Here is a 20,075-nt window from a genome sequence, read left to right as displayed (position 1 = left end):
TTTCATTCCGATGACTCAATCTGCGCATCTCAACCTCAAACTTCGTATCTATAATGATGCTGAGATTGCTTTTGGTCCAGGGAAAGCTGAGCTACTCCTAGCCATTCACGCTACAGGCTCGATCTCCAAAGCCGCCAAACAGATGAATATGAGCTACCGCCGTGCATGGCAGTTGGTCGATACCATGAATCGAAATTTCATTTCGCCACTGGTCAGTACGCAAACGGGTGGCTCATATGGTGGTGGTACGCAAGTCACTGCATTTGGTTTGCAAATCGTTGAGAAATATCAAAAGATGCAGAGGATCGCCAAGCAAAGTGTTGAAAGTGAAATGGTGGCGTTTGAAAAATTAATTTGTTCTAGTTCAAAATGACAGATAAGCAAAAGATTTATAAAGATTGGATGAAATTTTTAGATCCTGAAGAAGTCAAGTTCCAACTTATCTCTGCGTCATTATATTTAACCGCATACGATTTACTAATTGATTGTATCATTCAGAAAATTAAAAGTTTTTATACCAATGGATTTGATGAAAGTGGCTGGATTCTTGATACAGAATACGAAACTCAAGTACGCGAACTTTATCGAAAAGATATCATTATCGCTTCTTTGATCTGGTTAGAAAAAAATGGGGTTATTTCTAAAGATGATATTCAAAACGTAAAATATTTTAAGATACATCGCAATGAACTAGCACATGAATTGTCTAAAATGATCTCCGATAGTGGAAAAAGAACGAAAACAGAATATATTGGTCAAATTCGTGATTTATATTTCAAAATACAAAAATGGTGGTTTGTTGAGTTTGAAATGACAATAAATCCAGAGTTATCTAATGTCGACCCGAATGAGTTAGACTACGAAGAAGTTCTATCATTTATCATGATGCCAATGAATTACATGGTCGACATAACCAATGAAGAGTTGAGAGAAAAAGAAGATCGATCCAACTAACAAATCAAGTCAAACACCACACCTCATCCGTCAGTTGCTTAATTTCATCAATATCATGACTGACATAGAGCATCGGTATATCCGTCTGATCTCGGATCTGCTGAAAGAACGGAATAATTTCCTGTTTATGTGCAGCATCGAGCGCAGACAAAGGCTCATCGAGTAGCAATATATTTGGTGAATACAATAACGCACGACCGAGTGCAACACGTTGCTTCTCACCACCTGACAGTTTGATCGGCATACGTTCTAACAGATGCTCTAATTTCAATAATTCCACCACTTGATCGAGTTGAAAATGTCGCTGTGATGATTCAATATGCTGAAAGCCAAACAATAAATTCTTTTTTACCGAAAAGTGTGGAAAGAGCTGTGCATCTTGAAAGACTAAGCCAACACGACGTTGTTGCGCCGATTGATTGATCTTTCGATTCGCATCAAAAAAACACTGTTCTTGAATATGAATCTTGCCTTTTTGCGGTGTGACGATGCCTGCGACACTATGTAAAATCGAAGTTTTCCCAGAGCCCGATGCACCAAACAAGCCCAGCACTTGTTGATCGGTCTGATATTTTGCCTCAAGCTGAAATTGTCCCAAAGATAATGCAATATCAATCTCTATCATCGACGACTTTGCGCTATTCACCATTTCAATCATCACCCTGCTCGAAGTCGTTTTTGCCGACGCTGGAACCACTGTGCAAACCATAGCGCAAGAAATGCAATCGCTAAGGAAATGATAATTAAACGATTTAACGCATCTTCACTGTTTGGTTGTTGCATCAGGCTATACATAGCAAGCGGTAAGGTGCGAGTTTCTTCGGCGATATTGCCGACAAAGCTAATGGTCGCACCAAACTCGCCTAAACTGCGACAAAAACACAGAATTAACCCGACCAGAATCCCACTACTTGCCAATGGCAAAGTGATCTGCCGAAATGCAGCAAATCGAGATGCACCCAAAGTCATGGCGGCGATTTCTAGACGCTGATCAACCAATTCGATGGCAAGACGAATCGACTGTACCAACAGCGGAAAACCCATCACTGCCGAGGCAAGCACAGCGCCTTTCCAGTTAAATGCCAATTCAAATCCAAAGTAGCTAAAGTATTTGCCGATCACACCGTTATTGCCAAACAGTTGTAGCAACAAATAACCAGGCACAACAGGCGGCAGCACTAAGGGCAGAAAGATCAATGTTTCTAACAGGGATTTCCCCAAAAACTCTTTGCGTGCCAATAGCCAACCAAAGAATAATGCAGGAATAATATTCAGCAAAAGACAACCTAATGCGACTTTACAGGACAGTTGCAGTAGGCTGATTTCTTCAGGACTTAACGCAAACATTATTTACGTTTTGCAGTTGGATGGAGCGGAATAAAGCCATACTTTTTAAAGATCGCCTCGGCTTTTTTTCCTTGGATGAATTGATACATACGTTGTGTTTCTGTGGATTGATCAAGTTTCGCCACAGGATACACCACCGCAGGATAGCTTCCTACAGGGAATGTACCAACGACTTTGACTTTATCGCTAATCGCAGCATCGGTCGCATAGACAATGCCGAGCTGACACTCACCACGTTCCACAAAGGCAAGTGCACCACGCACATCTTCAGTTTCTACAAGTTTTGGTTGTACCGCCGTCCACCAATCTAGCGAAGTGAGCGCAGCTTTGGCATATTTACCCACAGGTACACTATTGGTATTTCCTGTACAAATTCGACTTTTTTTTACAAGGTCTGGCACAGCACCTTTTTTCACTTCGAGTTTTGCTTTTTGCTGTTTCGGCGCAATCCAAACTAGCGAATTACCGAGTAAATTCACCCGATTTTTTGGACTCACCTGTCCTTGTTTTTGTAAATAATCCATCCACTGCAAATCCGCTGACATAAAAATGTCGACTGGTGCGCCTGCTTCGATCTGCTTTGCCAAAGTCGATGAACCTGCAAATGAGGTTTTTACATCGGTTTTATAGGTTTGCTCATACAGCTTTTCGATGTCTTGCATGGCATTGGTTAGACTGGCTGCGGCAAAGACGGTGGTTGACTCTTTGGCAAAGCTGATTGTTGAAATGGCAGTTAATCCCACGATACCAAGGATACCAAGACATTGTTTTTTCATAGAATTATTAATTTTAAAAATCATAGATATTTCTGCTCAGCAGTGATATGGGAGATATATTCATTGTATTTTTAAGAATATAGCGGTGGAAAAAAATAAGCAATCCTAAACTACGGATTGCTTTGATGAAAACTGCTTTGATAAAACTGAAAAATTAAGGTGTGAACTTTATGCTGAGTGTTTTATTTTTTGTTTTACGCTTTTGACACAGATTTATGCAACCGAGAGAGCTGCTTCCGCTTCCGTATCTTTCGATTGCTGTTGCGAGCTTTTTGACGATACTGCTTTTTGCACATATTGAGCAGGGAAGTATTGATTGACCAATTGTTTCAATGGCGTTTCAATAAATTTCGGCAAATTGACACCAAGTGGATTGCGCTCTTGCAAATCCGCTGACGACACCACACGCGTGCCCATGACATAGTCAAACCACGGCTTTGTCACACACCAGTTGGCATCTTGATTGGCATTCATGTGATGATCGTAATGCCACGGAATCTTTGCTTTCGCCCAATCAGGTTCAAGGTGCGCACGACGGTGGATATAGTAGTAGTTGAATGCGCTATACCATGCAGCTACCGCCATACCCTTTGAGAATGAATAAAACATCGCACTTGTCGTTACCGCAACGATGCCCAAAGATACCACTTCATTCTTGGTACGCCAGTTGCTTAGACCTTGTACATAGCCGTCATCTTCAAACTCTTGCTTACGCACTTCACGATGATGCTCCCAATGCGACTTCATACTGCGTGGCACAGGACTAAATCTCGGCTTACCTGCTCGGTGTGTACCATGCAAAATATATTTGTGTGCTACCCATTCAAAGGCATTAGCAACGATCAATCCTGCAACAAATCCCTTAATCATAAAAATCACCTGTTTATTTTCTATATTCAGTGTAGAGCGATGAAAAGTTAGCGTATTGACACTTCATCGGTGTTTGATTGACAAATTACGACAGAAGATTTATAACCATTTTATTGCTTTCTTTGTTGAAAAAATGGTGCATGGATGCAACAGATCACAAGCTATCAAGGCTCGGTATACGGTGGTTTGGGCGATTTATTGTTTAAATATTGCCACGCTCATCAAGTTCCGATGCCTGCTCAACTACTACAGGTGCAGAATCTAGAGCGTTTTGATTATCAAGTCTGGTATCTACTGCTCAACGAGCTCGATCAACAGCTCGATCAACCTGCACTCGGCTTAGAAATTGCCAAATATGTCGAGCTCAAACATCTTGGCGTACTCGGTTATTTAGCTCAAAGTTGTGAGCATCTCGGTGAGGCATTATTACGCTATCATGATTTTTATCGTCTAATTTATGACGGTAGTCCATTGATATTTAAACAAGATCAAGATCACCTCATCATCGGTTGGGATGTCCCCAAAGTATTTACCACACAGATCACCAATGAGATTGCCATTGCGATTATGTATCAGTTTTTTCGGCATTTTCTGCACATTGATGATGTCGAGCTGATCCAAGTGGATTTCATGCACGCTGCACCAAAAGATACGATGATTTATCAACGCTATTTCGGTTGTCCTGTGCTATTTTCACAGCCTACTGCGCAGATCGTTTTACCAAGTCATATCTTAAGTAAGCCGATTCGTCATGCCGATCAAACCTTGCAAGATTTACTCACTGCGCAAGCGCAGACATTGCTCAAAGAATTGCCACATACCACGCAACTTGATGAGCGATTGCAACAGGCGATTTTAAAACAACTGCAAAAGCAAAAACTCAATATTGAATATATTGCAGTACAACTACACACCTCAGTCAGACAGCTTCAGCGCCATTTGCAAAGTCAAAACACCACTTTTCAAGAGCGTGTACAGGCCATTCGCCAAATGCTTGCTTTTAAATATTTGCAAGATCCACATTTGAGTTTGCACGAGATTGCGCTGTTACTCGGTTATTCCGAACAAAGTGCTTTTCAACGTGCTTTTAAACTGTGGACGAAGCACACACCACAGCAATGGCGAAAACAACATTTATCCATTGCGCCTAAATAGTTTTCACCGACAATCAATTCACTAAAAACATCTAGGTTGCGAAAACGGCTCGCTACAAATCCGTGCTAGTTTTCACGTCGAATCAGCGTAGAATGAGTGCTTAAATTGCACTATCAAAATAAGATTTTCACATGGAAGTTGCTCAACCCTCGTCAGCGTTTTGGAAACGATTTTTATTTTTTCTTCTTCCTCTGATCGCCACCAATATTTTACAAAGCTTATCAGGCACGATTAATACTGTTTTTGTCGGGCAGATGATGGGCGTCGATGCGATCGCTGCAGTTGCGGTATTTTTCCCGATTTTGTTTACCTTACTTGCATTTATTATCGGTTTGTCCGCAGGTTGTACCGTGCTGATCGGGCAAGCTTGGGGTGCACGAGATCATGACAAATTACAACGCATCATCGGCTCAACGCTGTTTATGACCTTGATCGGTGGCACGCTCATTGCCATTTTTGGTGTCTATTTTGCCGAAGAGTTGTTGCGATTATTGGGTACAGATGATGAGATCATGCACTTATCTTTACCTTTTGTGCAATGGATGCTTGCAGGTAGCCCACTGATTTTTCTATATATTATCTACACCTCAATCATTCGAGGTGTCGGTGATAGCATCACACCAATGATCGCTTTGGGACTCACAAGTGTCGTCGGGTTGATCGTCACGCCAACACTGATCAAAGGTTATTTTGGTTTTCCACAATTGGGGATCATCGCTCCTGCGATTGCCACGATTCTTGGCTATTTATTGGTTTTAATTTTCCTATTTTTCTATATGAAAGTGAAAAATCATCCGCTCAAAATCGATACAGAGATTCTTCAACAGATTCGCCATCATCCACAGATGAGTAAGCTGATTTTAAAACTCAGCGTGCCAACTGGCATTCAGATGGTCACGACTTCCGTGGCAGGCTTGGTCATCATTGGTTTGGTCAATCGCTTTGGCGCAGAAGCGACCGCCGCTTATGGTGCGGTCAATCAAGTTTTAAACTATGTACAATTCCCAGCAATTTCGATTTCAATTGCCGCCTCGATCTTTGCTGCTCAAGCCATCGGCTCAAATCACGCTGATGCCGTCACTCGGGTGACTCGCACTGCTCTTGCAATGAATGTTGCACTCACTGGCTCATTGATTCTTATCGGCTATTTGGCGTCGAAATATTTAATGGCGTTATTTATCACTGAGACGCATGTCATTGAACTCGGTCAACAATTGCTCTTTATCGTGCTGTGGTCGATTCTATTTTTTGGTGCAAGTGCAGTCTTCGTGGCGATCATGCGAGCCAGTGGTCATGTTGTGCAACCGATGCTGATTAATGTCGCTTGTATCCTCTTGATCGAAGTACCGCTCGCCTATTTATTTAGCCGTTGGTGGGGACTTGAAGGCATTTGGTATGGTTATGCAACGGCATTTGTCTTTTTATTTATTTTTCAGGGCTTGTATTACCAATTTGTTTGGAAGCGGAAAACCATCCATCGCCTAATTTGATGTACATTTGTATATAATACTTGATTAATATTTAAGCATTGTGTATAAAAGCTTCGGTAATTTTGATGATAAACTAACAAAACTTTGAAAAAGGGAACAACAATGCAAATATTTCCCGCGTTGAATACGTTGAATGACGCTCTTAGGGGTAAGGCGTCAAAAGCTGTCATGACAGCGTGTATTTTTGCCATTGCACTGACGCAAGTGGGTTGTAAAGACACACTTGAGCAACTGACAGGCATGACGCAAGAAGAACGTCCTGATGAAGCTTACCAAGCGAAGTTGATTGAAGACTTAAAAGCTTTTGATCAGATTCGTACACAGCAAAATTCTTTATTTATGCAGTTGGATGATCAGCTTGATCTTGCATCAAGTAAGCAAACCACCAACAGCAAAGTCCGTCAAGAACTCCGTGATCTTGCAGGCACTTTAGATAGTCAAAATCAGCAATTTAAACAATTGCATGTGCACACTCCAGAAGTGGCTAGACTACGTAATGCAGTGATGCAACTGAACTATAGCACCATGCAAATCGTGGCTTTGGTAGATAATCCAAATGCCGTGAATAGCCGACTAAATCGCTATAAGAGTATGCAGAGAAATTATCTCAATCGCTATAATCATCTGCGTACCGAAGTCGAGTCTAAATTGGCTTCTTAAGGTCTGAATGGATCTGCCTTGTTGCAGATCAATACCGAGCATCTTACAATTCGCCTCAATCATTCATTGAGGCGTTTTATTTTGCGTGCATTTATTCAGCGTTCCAAGTCTGCACACGTCAGCGTCGATAACAAAATCGTTGGTCAGATTGATCAAGGCTTAGTCTTGCTACTAGGTATTGGACGTGAAGACACTTTAGACAAAGGCAAAAAGCTCATTGATAAAGTCTTGAAATATCGTGTCTTCGATGATGAAAATGGCAAAATGGGTTGGAATGTCGCCCAAGCGAATGGTGGCGTTTTGCTCATTTCACAATTTACATTATACGCTAATACCCAAAAAGGACTGCGTCCAGACTTTGCACCTGCGATGCCACCAGTGGAAGCGAAAGCGCTATATGATGACTTATTAAATTATTTGCGTAGCCAATATGAGCATGTTGCTTCAGGAGTTTTTGGTGCAGATATGCAGGTGCATCTGATTAACGATGGTCCTGTTAGCTTTATGCTAGAAGTCGAATAAAACCTCGACAAATTGCAGGATAAAAAAATCCCCCTGACTAAAGGAGGATTTTGAGGGATTTAACGTCCAGTTTTTTCTTTTAAAAATTGACGTGCTTGCTTGATACGTTGTTTTACAGGCTTTGGAATCTTTGGTACAACCAATTTTGCCACTTGGTTAAACCATACCAATAATGAAAAATCACCTTCCATTTTGATGTTGCCAGATTGCATACCTGTCATAAATGCGCTTGGATCACCTTTCATCAAGGTTTTTACTGCATATTCACTATCTACAAATTGGATTTTAAAATCTGCTGATTGCGTCGCATTCGAAGCAGTCGATACTTTGCCTTGATCAATAATGATCTGACGAGCAACGCCTTGAGCTGTACCGATCTCAATACGGAAACTACGATCATATATCAATTCAATAAACTGTGGGCTAGTACGAGCCAATTGTTTCATACGAAGTACAAGACCAGTGATCAGCAAATCAACTGGATCAGTAGTGACATCAACCACAGGGAGTTTAATTACAGGTAAAGATGACAATTTCATCGACATGTTCCTAATCTTTTTTACGACATATTGTAAGTTGTGTCGATGCTAGCATATTCCATGCAAAAAATAGATGACTTTTCGAGATTATCGTTGTTGCGATTTAGTCAATACGAATAAATATAAAATGAGGCGAATTGAGTGCAGATGGTAAAGCAAATAACGCCTTCATACGCACATGGACTCGCATTTGCGCAGACAATATCGTGGACTTAGTCGTCGTATACTGGCGTATGCTCAATATATTTGACTTTGGTGTCTTGTCGTGCCAAGCGACGGTCATTCAATGCAATGGCTACGGTAAAAGCAAATAAGCACACCATCATCGCACTCACATAACCATATAGAAGTGGTATATCTACTACGCTTTGAATACCAGCACGTAATAGTTCAAGTCCACCCCAGAACACCATCCCTGCACACATAAACACTAACCAATGACGGTATTGTGAAAATGCGATGAGTAATACAGCCAAGCCAACCAATGATCCCCCGATGATTGTGGCTAAATTTAATGTAAACATTAAAACTCTCCTACAAAATAGATCCTACGCTCTGCACGCCTTGCCTTTATTTTATCTTGGCAATCTTCGCACTGACACACAGATCATTTTTTACGCACAAACCTTTTTGTGCTTAGATTGATTATGCAAGTTTTTATTTAGAAAAAAAGCCCTAAAATTACGTTGTGCGACGCAGGATGTCGTTGTGTGTTTTTTCGGCACTTTATCGTTTTTTGCCAACCCTAGTAAACACTATATGTTGTGTGGGTTTTTCATATAGGCTGGACGCTTTATCACCACTTATCGCCTATTCAAGTTTTTTTTCATGACAAGATTGTCATATTTAAGTTATTGTTTTTTATGAATATTAAATTTAAATCACGTTGTAATTACAAAAGTAATACATCAGATGTTCAGAGCTTATTTTATAAACTCCACACACAACATATAGTAGGTTATAAGATTTTTAGGCACGGTACAAATCTTTGTCATGTAAGCCCAAAAGATAGAGAATTCCATCCAATCCAACGCTAGAAATCGCTTGATTTGCATTTTCACGCACCAATGGTTTTGCACGAAATGCCACGCCCAAACCTGCAAGTGAAAGCATCGGTAAATCATTGGCACCATCACCTACAGCGATCACTTGTTCAGTAGAAATACCAAACTTTTCAGAGAGCTGTTGCAGCAACAATGCCTTGCGAGCACCATCAACGATATCGCCTTTGACGACACCTGTAACGACACCATTTTCTACATCAAGAATATTGGCGTGGACTTCATCAATGCCGAGTTTTTGTTGTAAATATTCTGCAAAATATTGAAAACCACCAGACAAAATTGCCGTTTTGTAGCCCAAAGATTTTAAAGTAGAAATTAGGCGTTCTGCACCATCAGTAATGGTCAGGCGCTCAGCGATTTGAGGTAATACACTGGCATCTAGACCTTTCAGTAATGCCACACGAGCACGGAAGCTTTGCTGAAAATCGAGTTCACCTTGCATAGCACGTTCAGTAATCTCTGCAACTTGCTCACCGACGCCTGCTTCTAATGCCAACTCATCAATCACTTCTTGGGTGATCAAAGTCGAATCCATGTCAAAGCAAACAAGGCGACGATTACGACGGTAGACATTATCCTCTTGTACCGCAATGTCCATATTGTGCTGTGCACTCATTAACATACACGCCGAGCGCATCGCTTGCGCATCAAGCATTTGACCGCTTAAACCAAATTGAATACAGGCAACATTTTCATGCGATTGCTGTTCAGCGATATTCGATTGCAACTCTAAGCGTCCCGAAAGACGTGTCACGGTTTCGATATTAAAGCCTTGATCTGATACAATTTTAGTCACCGATTGTAGATGTGAAGCAGTCAACTCTGGTGCAAGTGCGGTCACGATATATTTGGTGCGACCGCCTTCGGCAACCCACTGCTGATATTCATTGGCAGGGATCGGTTTAAAGCGAACCGTTAAGCCTATATCTTGAGCGAGAATTAAAATTTCACGCATCGCCAAAGCAGTTGCGGTCTGATCATCTGAGCTGACCACGATGCCTAAGGTCAATTGGTTATGAATAACTGCTTGCCCCACATCAAGAATCTGCAAACGATGTACAGACAACACTTGCATAAGTCGGGTAAACTGATTAGGTTGGTCAGATCCTAAAAAGGATATAAGAATGATTTCTTGCATGTGCTTTTGCTAAATTGGGCTAATCTAAGACTGGCTAGAATGATAATCTAAATTGCAACGAATTGCTTTGGAAGTTTTAACTTGAATGCACCTCGACAAGGGCTTTTTGCAAGCCTACTGATCCTGAGTTTTGTTTTGCACGGTATTCTTATCGTGGTCGCAACCAATTATTTTTTAGAGGATAATCGTGCAATCCAAGGCGAGCTATTGACTCGTCAATTGGTTGCCGACAGCATGAGTGAGCTTGCACCGCCAAATACCGTGGCGTTGGCACTACTCACCTCCCGCTATGCGACCAATCCGAGTATTGCCTCATTGCGCGTGCTTGATCATGACGATCGAGTCTTGGCGACTGCAGGTGCAAATAAAACCCGTCAAGGTGATGTCTTTGTTCGTGATGCGATGGTTAATGAGCAAAAAGTTGGACGCATCGAAGTGACTTTAATTAAGCCAAGTATTGGTGAGTTACTTCGTAATCAATGGTTACCCCTACTGATTTCACTGCTTTTACATTTTGGCTTATGGATTGGTTACCGCACTATTGCCCGCCCAACACGTTCAGAGTTTTTAAGTAAAATGAAACGTGAAGCCTTATTAAAGCATGAGATTCAACGTCTTGCAGACGCTGTGGAACATGAAAAACATCAAGCAAGTCTTGCCATTGCCAAAGCACAACAGCTTTATCAACGTCCTCATGCGGAGTTAAACGTCAAAGATCCTTTGCAAACCACGCAAGATTCAGAACATATTTATCTGAGCGTGCAACATTATGATCCAAAACAACTTTTAGGTACGGTCAACCAACATACAGCGCAATCTTATTTTAATTTATCACAAGTGTTTTTAAATAAAACCGTTGCGCTATGTCAAAAGCATTATCAACTCAGTGAAACGGATTTAGAAATTATTCAGCCATTCTATGATGATGGTGCATTAGTTCGCGTCAATAAAAAGGCGATGAATGCGATTCCTGCCATTATTCAGGTTTCAGTTGTTTTTCAGCTGATATTTGAAGCAGTGTATAAGCGTATGCGAGATGAAAAGCGTTTTATCTTACAAACTCGCTGTGCGATCGCCGAAGCTTTACCAAGCATGCAACTGTCTGCTGATAAATCGGCGATTCGTTTGGCACAATATCTTCATGCCAAAGAAACAGCGATTTATTTGACTCGTCCAAGCTTTAAAGATGTCCGTCATTGCTATGAATTTTTAAATCTGCCGAATCCGTCTAATGCTTTGACTCGTGATGCGGTGCTTTTGCAAGGCATGAACAATGACTGTGCGCAAACCGCACAAAAGATGCGAGCAGAAATCTTGCTTGGTCCTAAAGCCAATGCCCATGATGAATCCATCATACCTCGTGCTGATCAAAGCTAATTTGGATTGAGATAATCAAAGAAAACATGAAAATTAACAGGGCTACAAAATAACTCAATCACACAGTTTTCCGCAGTCATCGAAAGTACAGCAATTTATTGCAAAAACCGTTAGAATATGGCGCATTTATTCTATTTTGTTTATTTACGCCGTAATAAATTGAAATAGGGAGTGTCGAAAAGCCTTGCGAGTTAATGTAAATTTCAAAACGTAACGCAGAAATTTGCCTACGCAGGTGGTTTTTCGAGATTCCCTTTTGAGCGTTAAACATCCCCATCGCTAGACAGGTGTAGCTGTAATGCAATTAAGTCGCATTGAAGAACTGGTTGCCGATATTCGTGAAGGCAAAATGGTCATTCTTATGGATGACGAAGATCGTGAAAATGAAGGTGATTTGATCATCGCAGCGACGCATGTGCGTCCTGAAGATATCAACTTTATGATCACCCATGCACGTGGTCTAGTCTGTTTGACCTTGAGTAAAGCTCGTTGCGAACAGCTCAATCTACCACTGATGGTCGGTCAAAACGGCGCACAGCACGGTACAAACTTCACTTTGTCGATTGAAGCCGCAGAAGGTATTTCTACAGGAATTTCTGCCAAAGAGCGTGCACATACTGTACGCACTGCGGTGGCTGCGCATGCTAAACCAAGCGATATTGTTCAACCAGGGCATATTTTCCCATTGATGGCACAGCCAGGTGGTGTACTGCACCGTGCAGGACATACCGAAGCAGGTTGTGATTTGGCACGTCTTGCAGGGTTAGAGCCTGCGTCGGTGATTTGTGAAATCATCAATGAAGATGGTGAAATGGCACGCCGTCCAGACCTTGAGGTCTTTGCAGAAAAGCATGGCATCAAGATGGGGACGATTGCGGATTTGATTCACTACCGTATGACCAATGAGCAAACCGTTGAGCGTATTGAATCGAGCACGATTCAAACTGAATATGGTGAGTTTCAACTATTCCGCTATCAAGAAGCAGGCAATCCTGCGGTACATCTTGCATTGGTAAAAGGTGATCCAAGCGACGGTGTGACGACAGTGCGTGTTCATGGCTTTAACCCAATACGTGATTTACTCAAGCAGAAAAAAGCCGATGGTTCAAGTGCATGGAATATTGATTCAGCATTACAAGAAATCGCTAAAAATGAGCGCGGTGTCTTGGTTTGGATTGGTCAAAACCAATTACCTGATCTCGGTCCTGCGCTGGTACAACAAGCAGAACCACGTCAAGGCAAATCCAATGCGGCACTGTCACAGCAATATCAAACCATTGGTGTCGGTGCGCAAATCTTACGTCATGTTGGCGTGAAAAAGATGCGTCTACTCAGTTCGCCACTCCGTTTTAACGCCCTTTCAGGCTTTGATTTGGAAGTGGAAGAGTACGTGAGTCCTGCACAGTGTGGGCAGTAAACCCATTAAACAAGTTTTGAAATAAACCATTTTGCATAGTATTGATCGCTTAATTGAGCTAAAGAGAAATTAGAGGAATAAAGTCATGGCAATTCGTAAAATCGAAGGTGTTTTACATTTAGCAAGTGAAGGACAATATGCCATTGTCGTTGGTCGCTTTAACAGCTTTGTCGTGGAACACTTGCTTGAAGGTGCAATTGATGCACTGAAACGTCATGGTGTAGCAGAAGAGCAAATTACCGTTGCCTATGCGCCTGGTGCATGGGAGCTTCCAGTCGTTGCCAAAAAATTTGCAACAACAGGAAAATATGATGCGATCATTGCACTTGGTGCGGTGATTCGTGGTAGCACGCCACACTTCGATTTTGTTGCAGGCGAATGTGCAAAAGGTCTTGGCGTAGTTGGTCTAGAAAGCACAATGCCAGTGATCAATGGCGTATTAACTACCGACAGCATTGAACAAGCGATTGAGCGTTCGGGCACCAAAGCAGGTAACAAGGGCGCTGAGGCTGCTGTAACTGCAATTGAAATGGTTAATCTGTTAAAAGCGATTTAAGCGAAAGGCTAAAAAAGCATGAATCAAAGTTATCCAACAACCTACGCTGCAAAACGCAAAGCACGTCGTTTTGCAGTACAAGGCGTTTATGAATGGCAGATGAGTGGCAATGCCGTGCATGAGATTGAAGCACGTACTCGTGCTGACAATGCCATGCACAAAGTTGATATTAGCTACTATCACGAATTACTGAGCCAAGTGGTGGCAAGTCATGAAAAGCTGGATGAATATCTCTTGCCTGCATTAGACCGCCCAGTATCAGCACTTGATGGTGTGGAATTGGCGACCTTGCGTTTGGGTGTGTATGAGCTATTAAACCATATGGAAATTCCATATAAAGTTGTTTTGGATGAGTCAATTGAGCTTGCAAAACACTTTGGCGGTGCGGACAGTCATAAATATATCAATGGTGTATTGGATCGAGTGGCAACACAACTGCGTCCAGATGAAAAACAACTCTAACTGATTCTATCTACTGGCATTCGCCCATGGCTGAATTCTCAATCATTCGTCAATACTTTCAGTCCCTGACATCGCAATCCTTAGCATCAACTGCATCTGCTGATGTCGGGATTGGCGATGATTGTGCCGTCACCACCCCACCACAAGGCATGCAACTGGTCAGTTGCGTCGATACCTTGGTTGCTGGACGACATTTCCCTTTAGATACTTCGGCTCATGCCATTGGCTGGAAAAGTGTGGCGGTGAATTTATCGGATTTGGCAGCGATGGGTGCAACCGCGCATAGCATTTTACTTGCTTTAAGTTTGCCGAAAATCGAAGACGCATGGCTAACTGAGTTTAGTCGTGGGATCGCTGAGTGTTGCAAAGCCTACAATGTACAGCTCATCGGCGGTGATACCACGCAAAGCCAGACATTAACTGTTTCCATCACCGCTTTGGGCTGGATTCAGACTGGACAGGCGATTTTACGCAGTGGTGCACAGGTTGGCGATCTCATTGTAGTCAGTGGTGAAATCGGTAGTGCAGCCTATGCACTGCGTCATCCGAACAGCACCTTACAAGCGACTTTGGATTATCCACAGCCACAGTTGGCTTTGGGGCAGTCACTCGTTGGCTTTGCTTCGAGTATGATTGATATTTCAGATGGTTTAGCGCAAGATTTAGGGCATATTTTGTCTGCCAGTCAAGTCGGTGCAGAGATTCAGGTAGCGCAGATTCCAGTTGCTGATGAACTTGCACAATTAACTGTAGAACAGCATTTTAACGATGTGCTTGCAGGTGGCGATGATTATCAACTATGCTTTACCATCAGCCCTGATCATTTTCAGCGTTGGCAAGCACAGTATGCACAAAGTGGGGTTACGCCAGTGACCGTGATTGGACAGATACAGCAAGAGATGGCTTGCCATTATTTTTATCAAAATCAAAAAATTACACCAAAAAAATCAGGATACCAGCACTTTGCCTAAGACACCGATCAATCTCGACAATATTCCATTTCACGACCGTTTAACATGGTTTTTGGGTGTGGGCTTGGGTACAGGATTATCACCTGTTGCACCAGGTACAGTCGGCTCACTACTGATCTTGGTGCTTTATCCACTATGGCTTTCGATTGGTTGGGTTGCGACAATCATTGCCATCGTCGTAATGTCATTGGTTGGAATTTATATTTGTGGGCGTAGCGCAGAAATCATGCACACTCATGATGATCCCCGTATTGTTTGGGACGAGTTTGCAGGGCAATCAATCACATTAATCCCCTTGATTTATCTTGCAAATCTGCCACATTGGTGGGTTGTGATTGCTTTTGCATTATTTCGTTTATTTGATGTGTGGAAGCCATTTCCAATCGGGTTTGCAGATCGTAAAGTACATGGTGGTATGGGAATAATGCTTGATGATTTGCTTGCCGGTGTCATATCATTGTTAACTTTAGTTGTCATACTATATATATTTGTAACTTAAAACTGAGCAACTCATAATATGTCATTAACCGTTATAATTTTAGCCGCAGGCAAAGGCACACGAATGAAGTCAGCTTTGCCAAAAGTACTACAACCTCTTGCGAATCGTTCTCTTTTGAGTCACGTTATTGAAACAGCAAAAAAATTAAAAAGTGAAGGCATTATTACCATTTATGGACATGGTGGTGATGCAGTTAAGAAACGCTTCGCCAATGAACAGATTGAATGGGTGGAGCAGGCTGAGCAATTGGGGACAGGGCATGCGGTACAAATGACCTTGCCTGTACTTGGCAAATCTGGTTTTGCCTTGATTCTGTACGGCGATGTGCCACTAGTGTCCAAAACTACATTACAACGTTTATTGGATGCATCAAAAGCCTCAGGTATTGGCATGATTACGCTTGAGGTCGCTGACCCAACAGGTTATGGACGCATCGTTCGTGAAAATGGCTTGATCCAAGCGATTGTCGAGCACAAAGATGCCAGCGATGCACAAAAACAGATCACCGAAATCAACACTGGCATTTACTGCGTCAGCAATGAAAAGTTGCATCAATGGCTGCCAAAACTCTCCAATGCCAATGCCCAAGGCGAATATTACCTAACTGATATTGTGGCGATGGCGGTTCAAGATGACTTAGAAATTGCCTCGATCGTACCTGAATATGCGTTTGAAGTCGAAGGCGTGAATGACCGTGTACAATTGGCAAACCTCGAACGTGAATGGCAACGCTATCAGGCAGAACAATTAATGCGTCAAGGCGTGCATTTAGTTGATCCATCACGCTTTGATCTGCGTGGTACGCTCAGCGTTGGTCAAGATGTTGAAATTGATATTAATGTGATCATCGAAGGCAACTGCGAAATTGGTGATAATGTCAAAATCGGTGCAGGCTGTGTGATTAAAGACAGTACCATTGCATCTGGTACGGTGATTCAACCGTATAGTGTTTTTGATCAAGCAATTGTTGGTCACAACAACCTAATTGGTCCTTTTGCCCGTTTACGTCCAAATGCTAGGCTCGCCGATGAAGTGCATATCGGCAATTTTGTCGAAGTGAAAAATACCACCGTAGGTCTACGCAGTAAGGCGAATCATTTCACCTATTTAGGGGATGCAATCATTGGTGAAGAGAGTAATATTGGCGCAGGCACCATCACTTGTAACTATGATGGCGCCAACAAATTTAAAACAACGATTGGCGACCGTGCCTTTATCGGTTCAAATAGTTCACTTGTTGCACCTGTAAGCATTGGCAATGGTGCAACGGTCGGTGCAGGTTCGGTGATCACACACAATGTCGAAGAGAATGCTTTAGCCGTGGAACGTGGTAAACAGTTGGTAAAAGCCAATTATCAACGTCCACAAAAGCCAAACTCATCGAAGTAAGTATATAGCGGTAAAAGTTTTTTAAGGTAAATCAATTATGTGCGGAATTGTTGGCGGTATCGCAGAACGAAATATTTCTGATATTTTATTAGAGGGTTTAAAGCGATTAGAATATCGTGGTTATGACTCAGCTGGGCTTGCATTAATATCAGATGGGAAAGTCCAACGTGAACGTGAACTCGGTAAAGTAGCAAACTTAGCGCAAGCAGCTAGTTTAAGTGGTATACATGGTCATCTTGGCATTGCACACACACGCTGGGCAACACACGGTAAACCGTCACAGCAAAATGCACATCCTCACACATCAAGTGACATCGCCGTAGTACATAATGGTATTATCGAAAATTACCAAGAATTAAAATCCGAATTACAAACACTTGGCTATCAATTCACATCTGAAACAGATACAGAAGTTGTTGCGCATTTGGTACATCATGCACTGAAAAATCAGTCTGATTTATTGCTTGCCGTACAATCCATCATTCCAAAGCTCAAAGGCGCTTATGCACTTGGCATTATTGATGCAAATCAGCCTAATGAACTCATCGCTGTACGTGAAGGCTCTCCTCTCGTAATTGGTGTCGGAATTGGTGAATACTTTATTAGTTCAGATCAATTGGCATTATTACCTGTGACTAATCGTTTTATTTATCTTGAAGAAGGCGATACTGTACGCCTTAAACGTAATCAGGTAGAAATCTTTGCGCAGAATCAAGCCATTGAACGCCCAATAACCGAACTTGATGCGACAGTGATGAACAGTAGCAAAGGTGAATATCGTCACTATATGCTTAAAGAAATTTTTGAACAACCTAATGCGGTACAACAAACAATTGCTCAAGCTCTGGATGGTGATGATTTAAAAAATAATTTTCTTGAAAATTCAAATATAGCTTTAAAGCAGATTCAACAAGTTCAAATTATTGCTTGCGGCACCAGTTATCATGCAGGTTTAGTCTCAAAATATTGGTTTGAGCAAATCATTGGCTTGCCGTGTCAAATTGAGATTGCCAGTGAATTTCGCTATCGCCACCCTGTAATTATCGCAAATACCTTGTATCTATGTATCTCACAATCAGGTGAAACTGCTGATACTTTGGCGGCGTTACGTGATATTCAGAAACGTGCCAAAGCAAGCAATACGCCGATTTACACTATGGCGATTTGTAATGTATCGACTTCATCAATGATACGTGAAACCGATTTTCATTTGCTGACCCTTGCAGGACCTGAGATTGGAGTAGCATCAACCAAAGCCTTTACCACTCAGCTTGCTGCGCTGATGCTTTTGATCTTAAAAATCGGTGAAGTGAAGCAATCGATTGCCACTGAATTAAAGTCAGAGTTAATCCAAGCCTTATGGCATTGTCCAAAAGTACTGAGCGAAACCCTAAAGCATGATGCCAAAATACTCAGCCTTTCAGAGCTTTTTGTTGAAAAGGCACATTGCTTATTCTTAGGGCGTGGCACTCACTATCCTATCGCACTTGAAGGTGCACTCAAGCTTAAAGAAATTTCATATATTCATGCTGAAGGTTATGCCGCAGGTGAACTAAAACATGGACCACTTGCACTGGTTGATAACGAAATGCCTGTGGTGATTTTAGCACCACAAGATGACATGCTCGATAAGCTGAAATCGAATATGGAAGAAGTTCAGGCTCGTGGCGGAGAGTTATTTGTATTTGCAGATGAACAAAGCGGTATTGGACATAAAGATCGCCAACATGTTGTCTATATCCCACAAATTTCCGAATGGCTTGCACCGATCATCTATAGTGTGCCGGTACAACTGCTGTCTTATCATGTTGCGGTACTGCGCGGAACAGATGTCGATCAACCTCGAAATTTAGCAAAAAGCGTTACCGTAGAATAAGTTAAAGAAAGAAATCTAAGAACTTTGTAGTGAAACAATAAAGTGTCTCATTACAAACTTATAAACTACTCTCGCACACTGAAAACCGAGCGTAATGCTCGGTTTTTTTATGCTTAGATTAAGTTAGGCACCTAATTTAGAATGAATAAAAGTTCAAGCCTTATATCTTTTAGGGTCTTAGGAAGCAAACATATATCAATTATATGGTAACTTCCTAATATGAATGTAAAAAACAGGTACTACAGCCGTTCTAAAATCACAGAGGCTAAATTCAGACGACTTATACGTTGTTTTACTTTAGATTTAACCGCTTCTAACACAGCAGAATTGACTGGTATTTCAGTTCGTTCTACAAACTCTATTTTCCTTAAAATTCGCCATCGAATCGCCGAGCATTGCGAACTTATATCACCTTTACAAGGTGCTGTTGAAGTTGATGAGTCGTATTTTGGTGCTCATCGTGTAAGAGGTAAGCGTTGTCGAGGAGCTTATGGTAAAACCATTGTATTTAGACTCTTAAAATGCAATGGAAAAGTCTATAAGGAAATTGTACCAAATTTTTTTAAAAACACCCTGCAAGCTATTATTCGTGGGCATGTTGATCTAGGAACTGTGATTCATTCTGATGGTTGGCGTGGTTATGATGGCTTAGTCGATATCGGTTATGACAAGCACTTTCGAGTGAATCATGGAATGAATGAGTTTGCTGATGGAGAGCGGCATATCAACAGCATTGAGTATTTTTGGAGTTATGCCAAAAGGCGGTTAGCAAAATTCAATGGAGTAGCCAAACATACTTTTTATTTGCATCTAAAGGAAACCGAATATCGTTTCAATTTTAGGCATGATAATTTGTATCTTGAACTACTCAAATTATTACGAAATAATCCACTTTAGCTTCCTAAGACCCATCTCTTAAATAACATTTCGGCATTAAAAAACCCCCCACCTTTTGGTGGGGGGTTTTGAAATTAAAAGCTGGCGATGACTTACTCTCACATGGGTAACCCCAC

The 20,075-nt window shown here is 41.8% G+C and carries 22 protein-coding genes; 15 read left to right on the top strand and 7 right to left on the bottom strand.

What is annotated here, in order from left to right:
* The first annotated feature begins 10 nt into the window (after positions 1-10).
* Entirely contained in the window at positions 11-373 is a 363-nt protein-coding gene (locus MKI79_RS00110) for a winged helix-turn-helix domain-containing protein (protein WP_241569845.1), read from the top strand.
* Entirely contained in the window at positions 370-954 is a 585-nt protein-coding gene (locus tag MKI79_RS00105) for a hypothetical protein (RefSeq protein ID WP_241569843.1), read from the top strand. Before MKI79_RS00110 ends, MKI79_RS00105 begins: the two co-directional genes overlap by 4 nt.
* 4 nt (positions 955-958) lie before the next feature.
* On the opposite strand, the gene MKI79_RS00100 is transcribed toward MKI79_RS00105, so the two are convergent.
* The 4 genes from MKI79_RS00100 to MKI79_RS00085 form a co-directional block, all read right to left on the bottom strand.
* Complete coding sequence (locus tag MKI79_RS00100; protein ID WP_241570233.1) at positions 959-1,579, bottom strand: ATP-binding cassette domain-containing protein; 621 nt, start codon at positions 1,577-1,579, stop codon at positions 959-961.
* A 32-nt stretch (positions 1,580-1,611) separates the two neighbouring features.
* Positions 1,612-2,304, bottom strand: a complete 693-nt coding sequence (modB, locus tag MKI79_RS00095; RefSeq protein ID WP_241570232.1) for a molybdate ABC transporter permease subunit — start codon at positions 2,302-2,304, stop codon at positions 1,612-1,614.
* The gene (gene modA, locus MKI79_RS00090; RefSeq protein ID WP_241569842.1) at positions 2,301-3,077 is read right to left on the bottom strand and encodes a molybdate ABC transporter substrate-binding protein; all 777 of its coding nucleotides are present in this window, start codon (positions 3,075-3,077) and stop codon (positions 2,301-2,303) included. Before modA ends, modB begins: the two co-directional genes overlap by 4 nt.
* A 213-nt stretch (positions 3,078-3,290) precedes the next feature.
* Entirely contained in the window at positions 3,291-3,947 is a 657-nt protein-coding gene (locus tag MKI79_RS00085; RefSeq protein WP_241569840.1) for a sterol desaturase family protein, read from the bottom strand.
* A gap of 144 nt (positions 3,948-4,091) precedes the next feature.
* Here MKI79_RS00085 and MKI79_RS00080 point away from each other — a divergent pair, with 144 nt between their 5' ends.
* The 4 genes from MKI79_RS00080 (at position 4,092) to dtd (ending at position 7,774) form a co-directional block, all read left to right on the top strand.
* On the top strand, positions 4,092-5,102 hold the full coding sequence (locus MKI79_RS00080) for an AraC family transcriptional regulator (RefSeq protein ID WP_241569838.1): 1,011 nt from the start codon (positions 4,092-4,094) through the stop codon (positions 5,100-5,102).
* 131 nt (positions 5,103-5,233) lie between these two features.
* The gene (locus MKI79_RS00075) at positions 5,234-6,592 is read left to right on the top strand and encodes an MATE family efflux transporter (protein WP_241569835.1); all 1,359 of its coding nucleotides are present in this window, start codon (positions 5,234-5,236) and stop codon (positions 6,590-6,592) included.
* 102 nt (positions 6,593-6,694) lie between these two features.
* Positions 6,695-7,252 carry a hypothetical protein gene (locus tag MKI79_RS00070; protein ID WP_241569833.1) on the top strand — a complete coding sequence of 186 codons (558 nt, stop codon included), beginning with the start codon at positions 6,695-6,697 and terminating at the stop codon, positions 7,250-7,252.
* An 81-nt stretch (positions 7,253-7,333) separates the two neighbouring features.
* On the top strand, positions 7,334-7,774 hold the full coding sequence (gene dtd, locus MKI79_RS00065) for a D-aminoacyl-tRNA deacylase (RefSeq protein ID WP_241569832.1): 441 nt from the start codon (positions 7,334-7,336) through the stop codon (positions 7,772-7,774).
* 59 nt (positions 7,775-7,833) lie between these two features.
* Here dtd and MKI79_RS00060 read toward each other — a convergent pair whose 3' ends face one another.
* The 3 genes from MKI79_RS00060 to serB all read right to left on the bottom strand — a co-directional run bounded on the left by MKI79_RS00060 (position 7,834) and on the right by serB (position 10,515).
* Entirely contained in the window at positions 7,834-8,313 is a 480-nt protein-coding gene (locus MKI79_RS00060; RefSeq protein WP_241569829.1) for an SCP-2 sterol transfer family protein, read from the bottom strand.
* Between the two features lie 212 nt (positions 8,314-8,525).
* Positions 8,526-8,837 (bottom strand): AciT family ciprofloxacin tolerance protein, encoded by a 312-nt coding sequence (aciT, locus tag MKI79_RS00055; RefSeq protein ID WP_241569827.1) that lies wholly within the window; start codon positions 8,835-8,837, stop codon positions 8,526-8,528.
* A 445-nt stretch (positions 8,838-9,282) separates the two neighbouring features.
* Positions 9,283-10,515: a phosphoserine phosphatase SerB gene (gene serB, locus MKI79_RS00050; RefSeq protein WP_241569825.1), complete on the bottom strand. Its 1,233-nt coding sequence runs from the start codon at positions 10,513-10,515 to the stop codon at positions 9,283-9,285.
* 81 nt (positions 10,516-10,596) lie between these two features.
* Here serB and MKI79_RS00045 point away from each other — a divergent pair, with 81 nt between their 5' ends.
* From MKI79_RS00045 to MKI79_RS00005, 9 genes are all read left to right on the top strand, one after another.
* The gene (locus tag MKI79_RS00045) at positions 10,597-11,892 is read left to right on the top strand and encodes a hypothetical protein (protein ID WP_241569824.1); all 1,296 of its coding nucleotides are present in this window, start codon (positions 10,597-10,599) and stop codon (positions 11,890-11,892) included.
* Positions 11,893-12,190: 298 nt separating this feature from the next.
* Complete coding sequence (ribBA, locus tag MKI79_RS00040) at positions 12,191-13,309, top strand: bifunctional 3,4-dihydroxy-2-butanone-4-phosphate synthase/GTP cyclohydrolase II (RefSeq protein ID WP_241569822.1); 1,119 nt, start codon at positions 12,191-12,193, stop codon at positions 13,307-13,309.
* Between the two features lie 85 nt (positions 13,310-13,394).
* On the top strand, positions 13,395-13,865 hold the full coding sequence (ribH, locus tag MKI79_RS00035; RefSeq protein WP_241569820.1) for a 6,7-dimethyl-8-ribityllumazine synthase: 471 nt from the start codon (positions 13,395-13,397) through the stop codon (positions 13,863-13,865).
* 18 nt (positions 13,866-13,883) lie between these two features.
* Positions 13,884-14,327 (top strand): transcription antitermination factor NusB, encoded by a 444-nt coding sequence (gene nusB, locus MKI79_RS00030; protein WP_241569818.1) that lies wholly within the window; start codon positions 13,884-13,886, stop codon positions 14,325-14,327.
* A gap of 26 nt (positions 14,328-14,353) precedes the next feature.
* Positions 14,354-15,298 carry a thiamine-phosphate kinase gene (thiL, locus tag MKI79_RS00025; protein WP_322111803.1) on the top strand — a complete coding sequence of 315 codons (945 nt, stop codon included), beginning with the start codon at positions 14,354-14,356 and terminating at the stop codon, positions 15,296-15,298.
* Positions 15,252-15,797 carry a phosphatidylglycerophosphatase A family protein gene (locus MKI79_RS00020; protein WP_241570231.1) on the top strand — a complete coding sequence of 182 codons (546 nt, stop codon included), beginning with the start codon at positions 15,252-15,254 and terminating at the stop codon, positions 15,795-15,797. The genes thiL and MKI79_RS00020 overlap by 47 nt, the downstream gene beginning before the upstream one ends.
* Positions 15,798-15,815: 18 nt before the next feature.
* Positions 15,816-17,186: a bifunctional UDP-N-acetylglucosamine diphosphorylase/glucosamine-1-phosphate N-acetyltransferase GlmU gene (gene glmU, locus MKI79_RS00015; protein WP_241569815.1), complete on the top strand. Its 1,371-nt coding sequence runs from the start codon at positions 15,816-15,818 to the stop codon at positions 17,184-17,186.
* A 37-nt stretch (positions 17,187-17,223) separates the two neighbouring features.
* On the top strand, positions 17,224-19,062 hold the full coding sequence (gene glmS / locus MKI79_RS00010; protein ID WP_241569813.1) for a glutamine--fructose-6-phosphate transaminase (isomerizing): 1,839 nt from the start codon (positions 17,224-17,226) through the stop codon (positions 19,060-19,062).
* Between the two features lie 219 nt (positions 19,063-19,281).
* Positions 19,282-19,959, top strand: a complete 678-nt coding sequence (locus MKI79_RS00005; RefSeq protein ID WP_241569811.1) for an IS1595 family transposase — start codon at positions 19,282-19,284, stop codon at positions 19,957-19,959.
* Positions 19,960-20,075: the final 116 nt, after the last annotated feature.

Source organism: Acinetobacter sedimenti (genome assembly GCF_022601685.1).
Taxonomy (GTDB): Bacteria; Pseudomonadota; Gammaproteobacteria; order Pseudomonadales; family Moraxellaceae; genus Acinetobacter; species Acinetobacter sedimenti.
This window is presented reverse-complemented; position numbering and strand designations above follow the sequence as displayed.

What these genes read in the sequence shown, in the direction of transcription:
- MKI79_RS00110 (WP_241569845.1), top strand. Translation starts at nt 11, where the DNA reads ATGACTCAATCTGCGCATCTCAACCTCAAACTTCGTATCTATAATGAT.
- MKI79_RS00105 (WP_241569843.1), top strand. Translation starts at nt 370, where the DNA reads ATGACAGATAAGCAAAAGATTTATAAAGATTGGATGAAATTTTTAGAT.
- MKI79_RS00100 (WP_241570233.1), bottom strand. Translation starts at nt 1,579, where the DNA reads ATGATAGAGATTGATATTGCATTATCTTTGGGACAATTTCAGCTTGAG.
- modA (WP_241569842.1), bottom strand. Translation starts at nt 3,077, where the DNA reads ATGAAAAAACAATGTCTTGGTATCCTTGGTATCGTGGGATTAACTGCC.
- MKI79_RS00085 (WP_241569840.1), bottom strand. Translation starts at nt 3,947, where the DNA reads ATGATTAAGGGATTTGTTGCAGGATTGATCGTTGCTAATGCCTTTGAA.
- MKI79_RS00080 (WP_241569838.1), top strand. Translation starts at nt 4,092, where the DNA reads ATGCAACAGATCACAAGCTATCAAGGCTCGGTATACGGTGGTTTGGGC.
- MKI79_RS00075 (WP_241569835.1), top strand. Translation starts at nt 5,234, where the DNA reads ATGGAAGTTGCTCAACCCTCGTCAGCGTTTTGGAAACGATTTTTATTT.
- MKI79_RS00070 (WP_241569833.1), top strand. Translation starts at nt 6,695, where the DNA reads ATGCAAATATTTCCCGCGTTGAATACGTTGAATGACGCTCTTAGGGGT.
- MKI79_RS00060 (WP_241569829.1), bottom strand. Translation starts at nt 8,313, where the DNA reads ATGAAATTGTCATCTTTACCTGTAATTAAACTCCCTGTGGTTGATGTC.
- aciT (WP_241569827.1), bottom strand. Translation starts at nt 8,837, where the DNA reads ATGTTTACATTAAATTTAGCCACAATCATCGGGGGATCATTGGTTGGC.
- serB (WP_241569825.1), bottom strand. Translation starts at nt 10,515, where the DNA reads ATGCAAGAAATCATTCTTATATCCTTTTTAGGATCTGACCAACCTAAT.
- ribBA (WP_241569822.1), top strand. Translation starts at nt 12,191, where the DNA reads ATGCAATTAAGTCGCATTGAAGAACTGGTTGCCGATATTCGTGAAGGC.
- ribH (WP_241569820.1), top strand. Translation starts at nt 13,395, where the DNA reads ATGGCAATTCGTAAAATCGAAGGTGTTTTACATTTAGCAAGTGAAGGA.
- nusB (WP_241569818.1), top strand. Translation starts at nt 13,884, where the DNA reads ATGAATCAAAGTTATCCAACAACCTACGCTGCAAAACGCAAAGCACGT.
- thiL (WP_322111803.1), top strand. Translation starts at nt 14,354, where the DNA reads ATGGCTGAATTCTCAATCATTCGTCAATACTTTCAGTCCCTGACATCG.
- glmU (WP_241569815.1), top strand. Translation starts at nt 15,816, where the DNA reads ATGTCATTAACCGTTATAATTTTAGCCGCAGGCAAAGGCACACGAATG.
- glmS (WP_241569813.1), top strand. Translation starts at nt 17,224, where the DNA reads ATGTGCGGAATTGTTGGCGGTATCGCAGAACGAAATATTTCTGATATT.
- MKI79_RS00005 (WP_241569811.1), top strand. Translation starts at nt 19,282, where the DNA reads ATGAATGTAAAAAACAGGTACTACAGCCGTTCTAAAATCACAGAGGCT.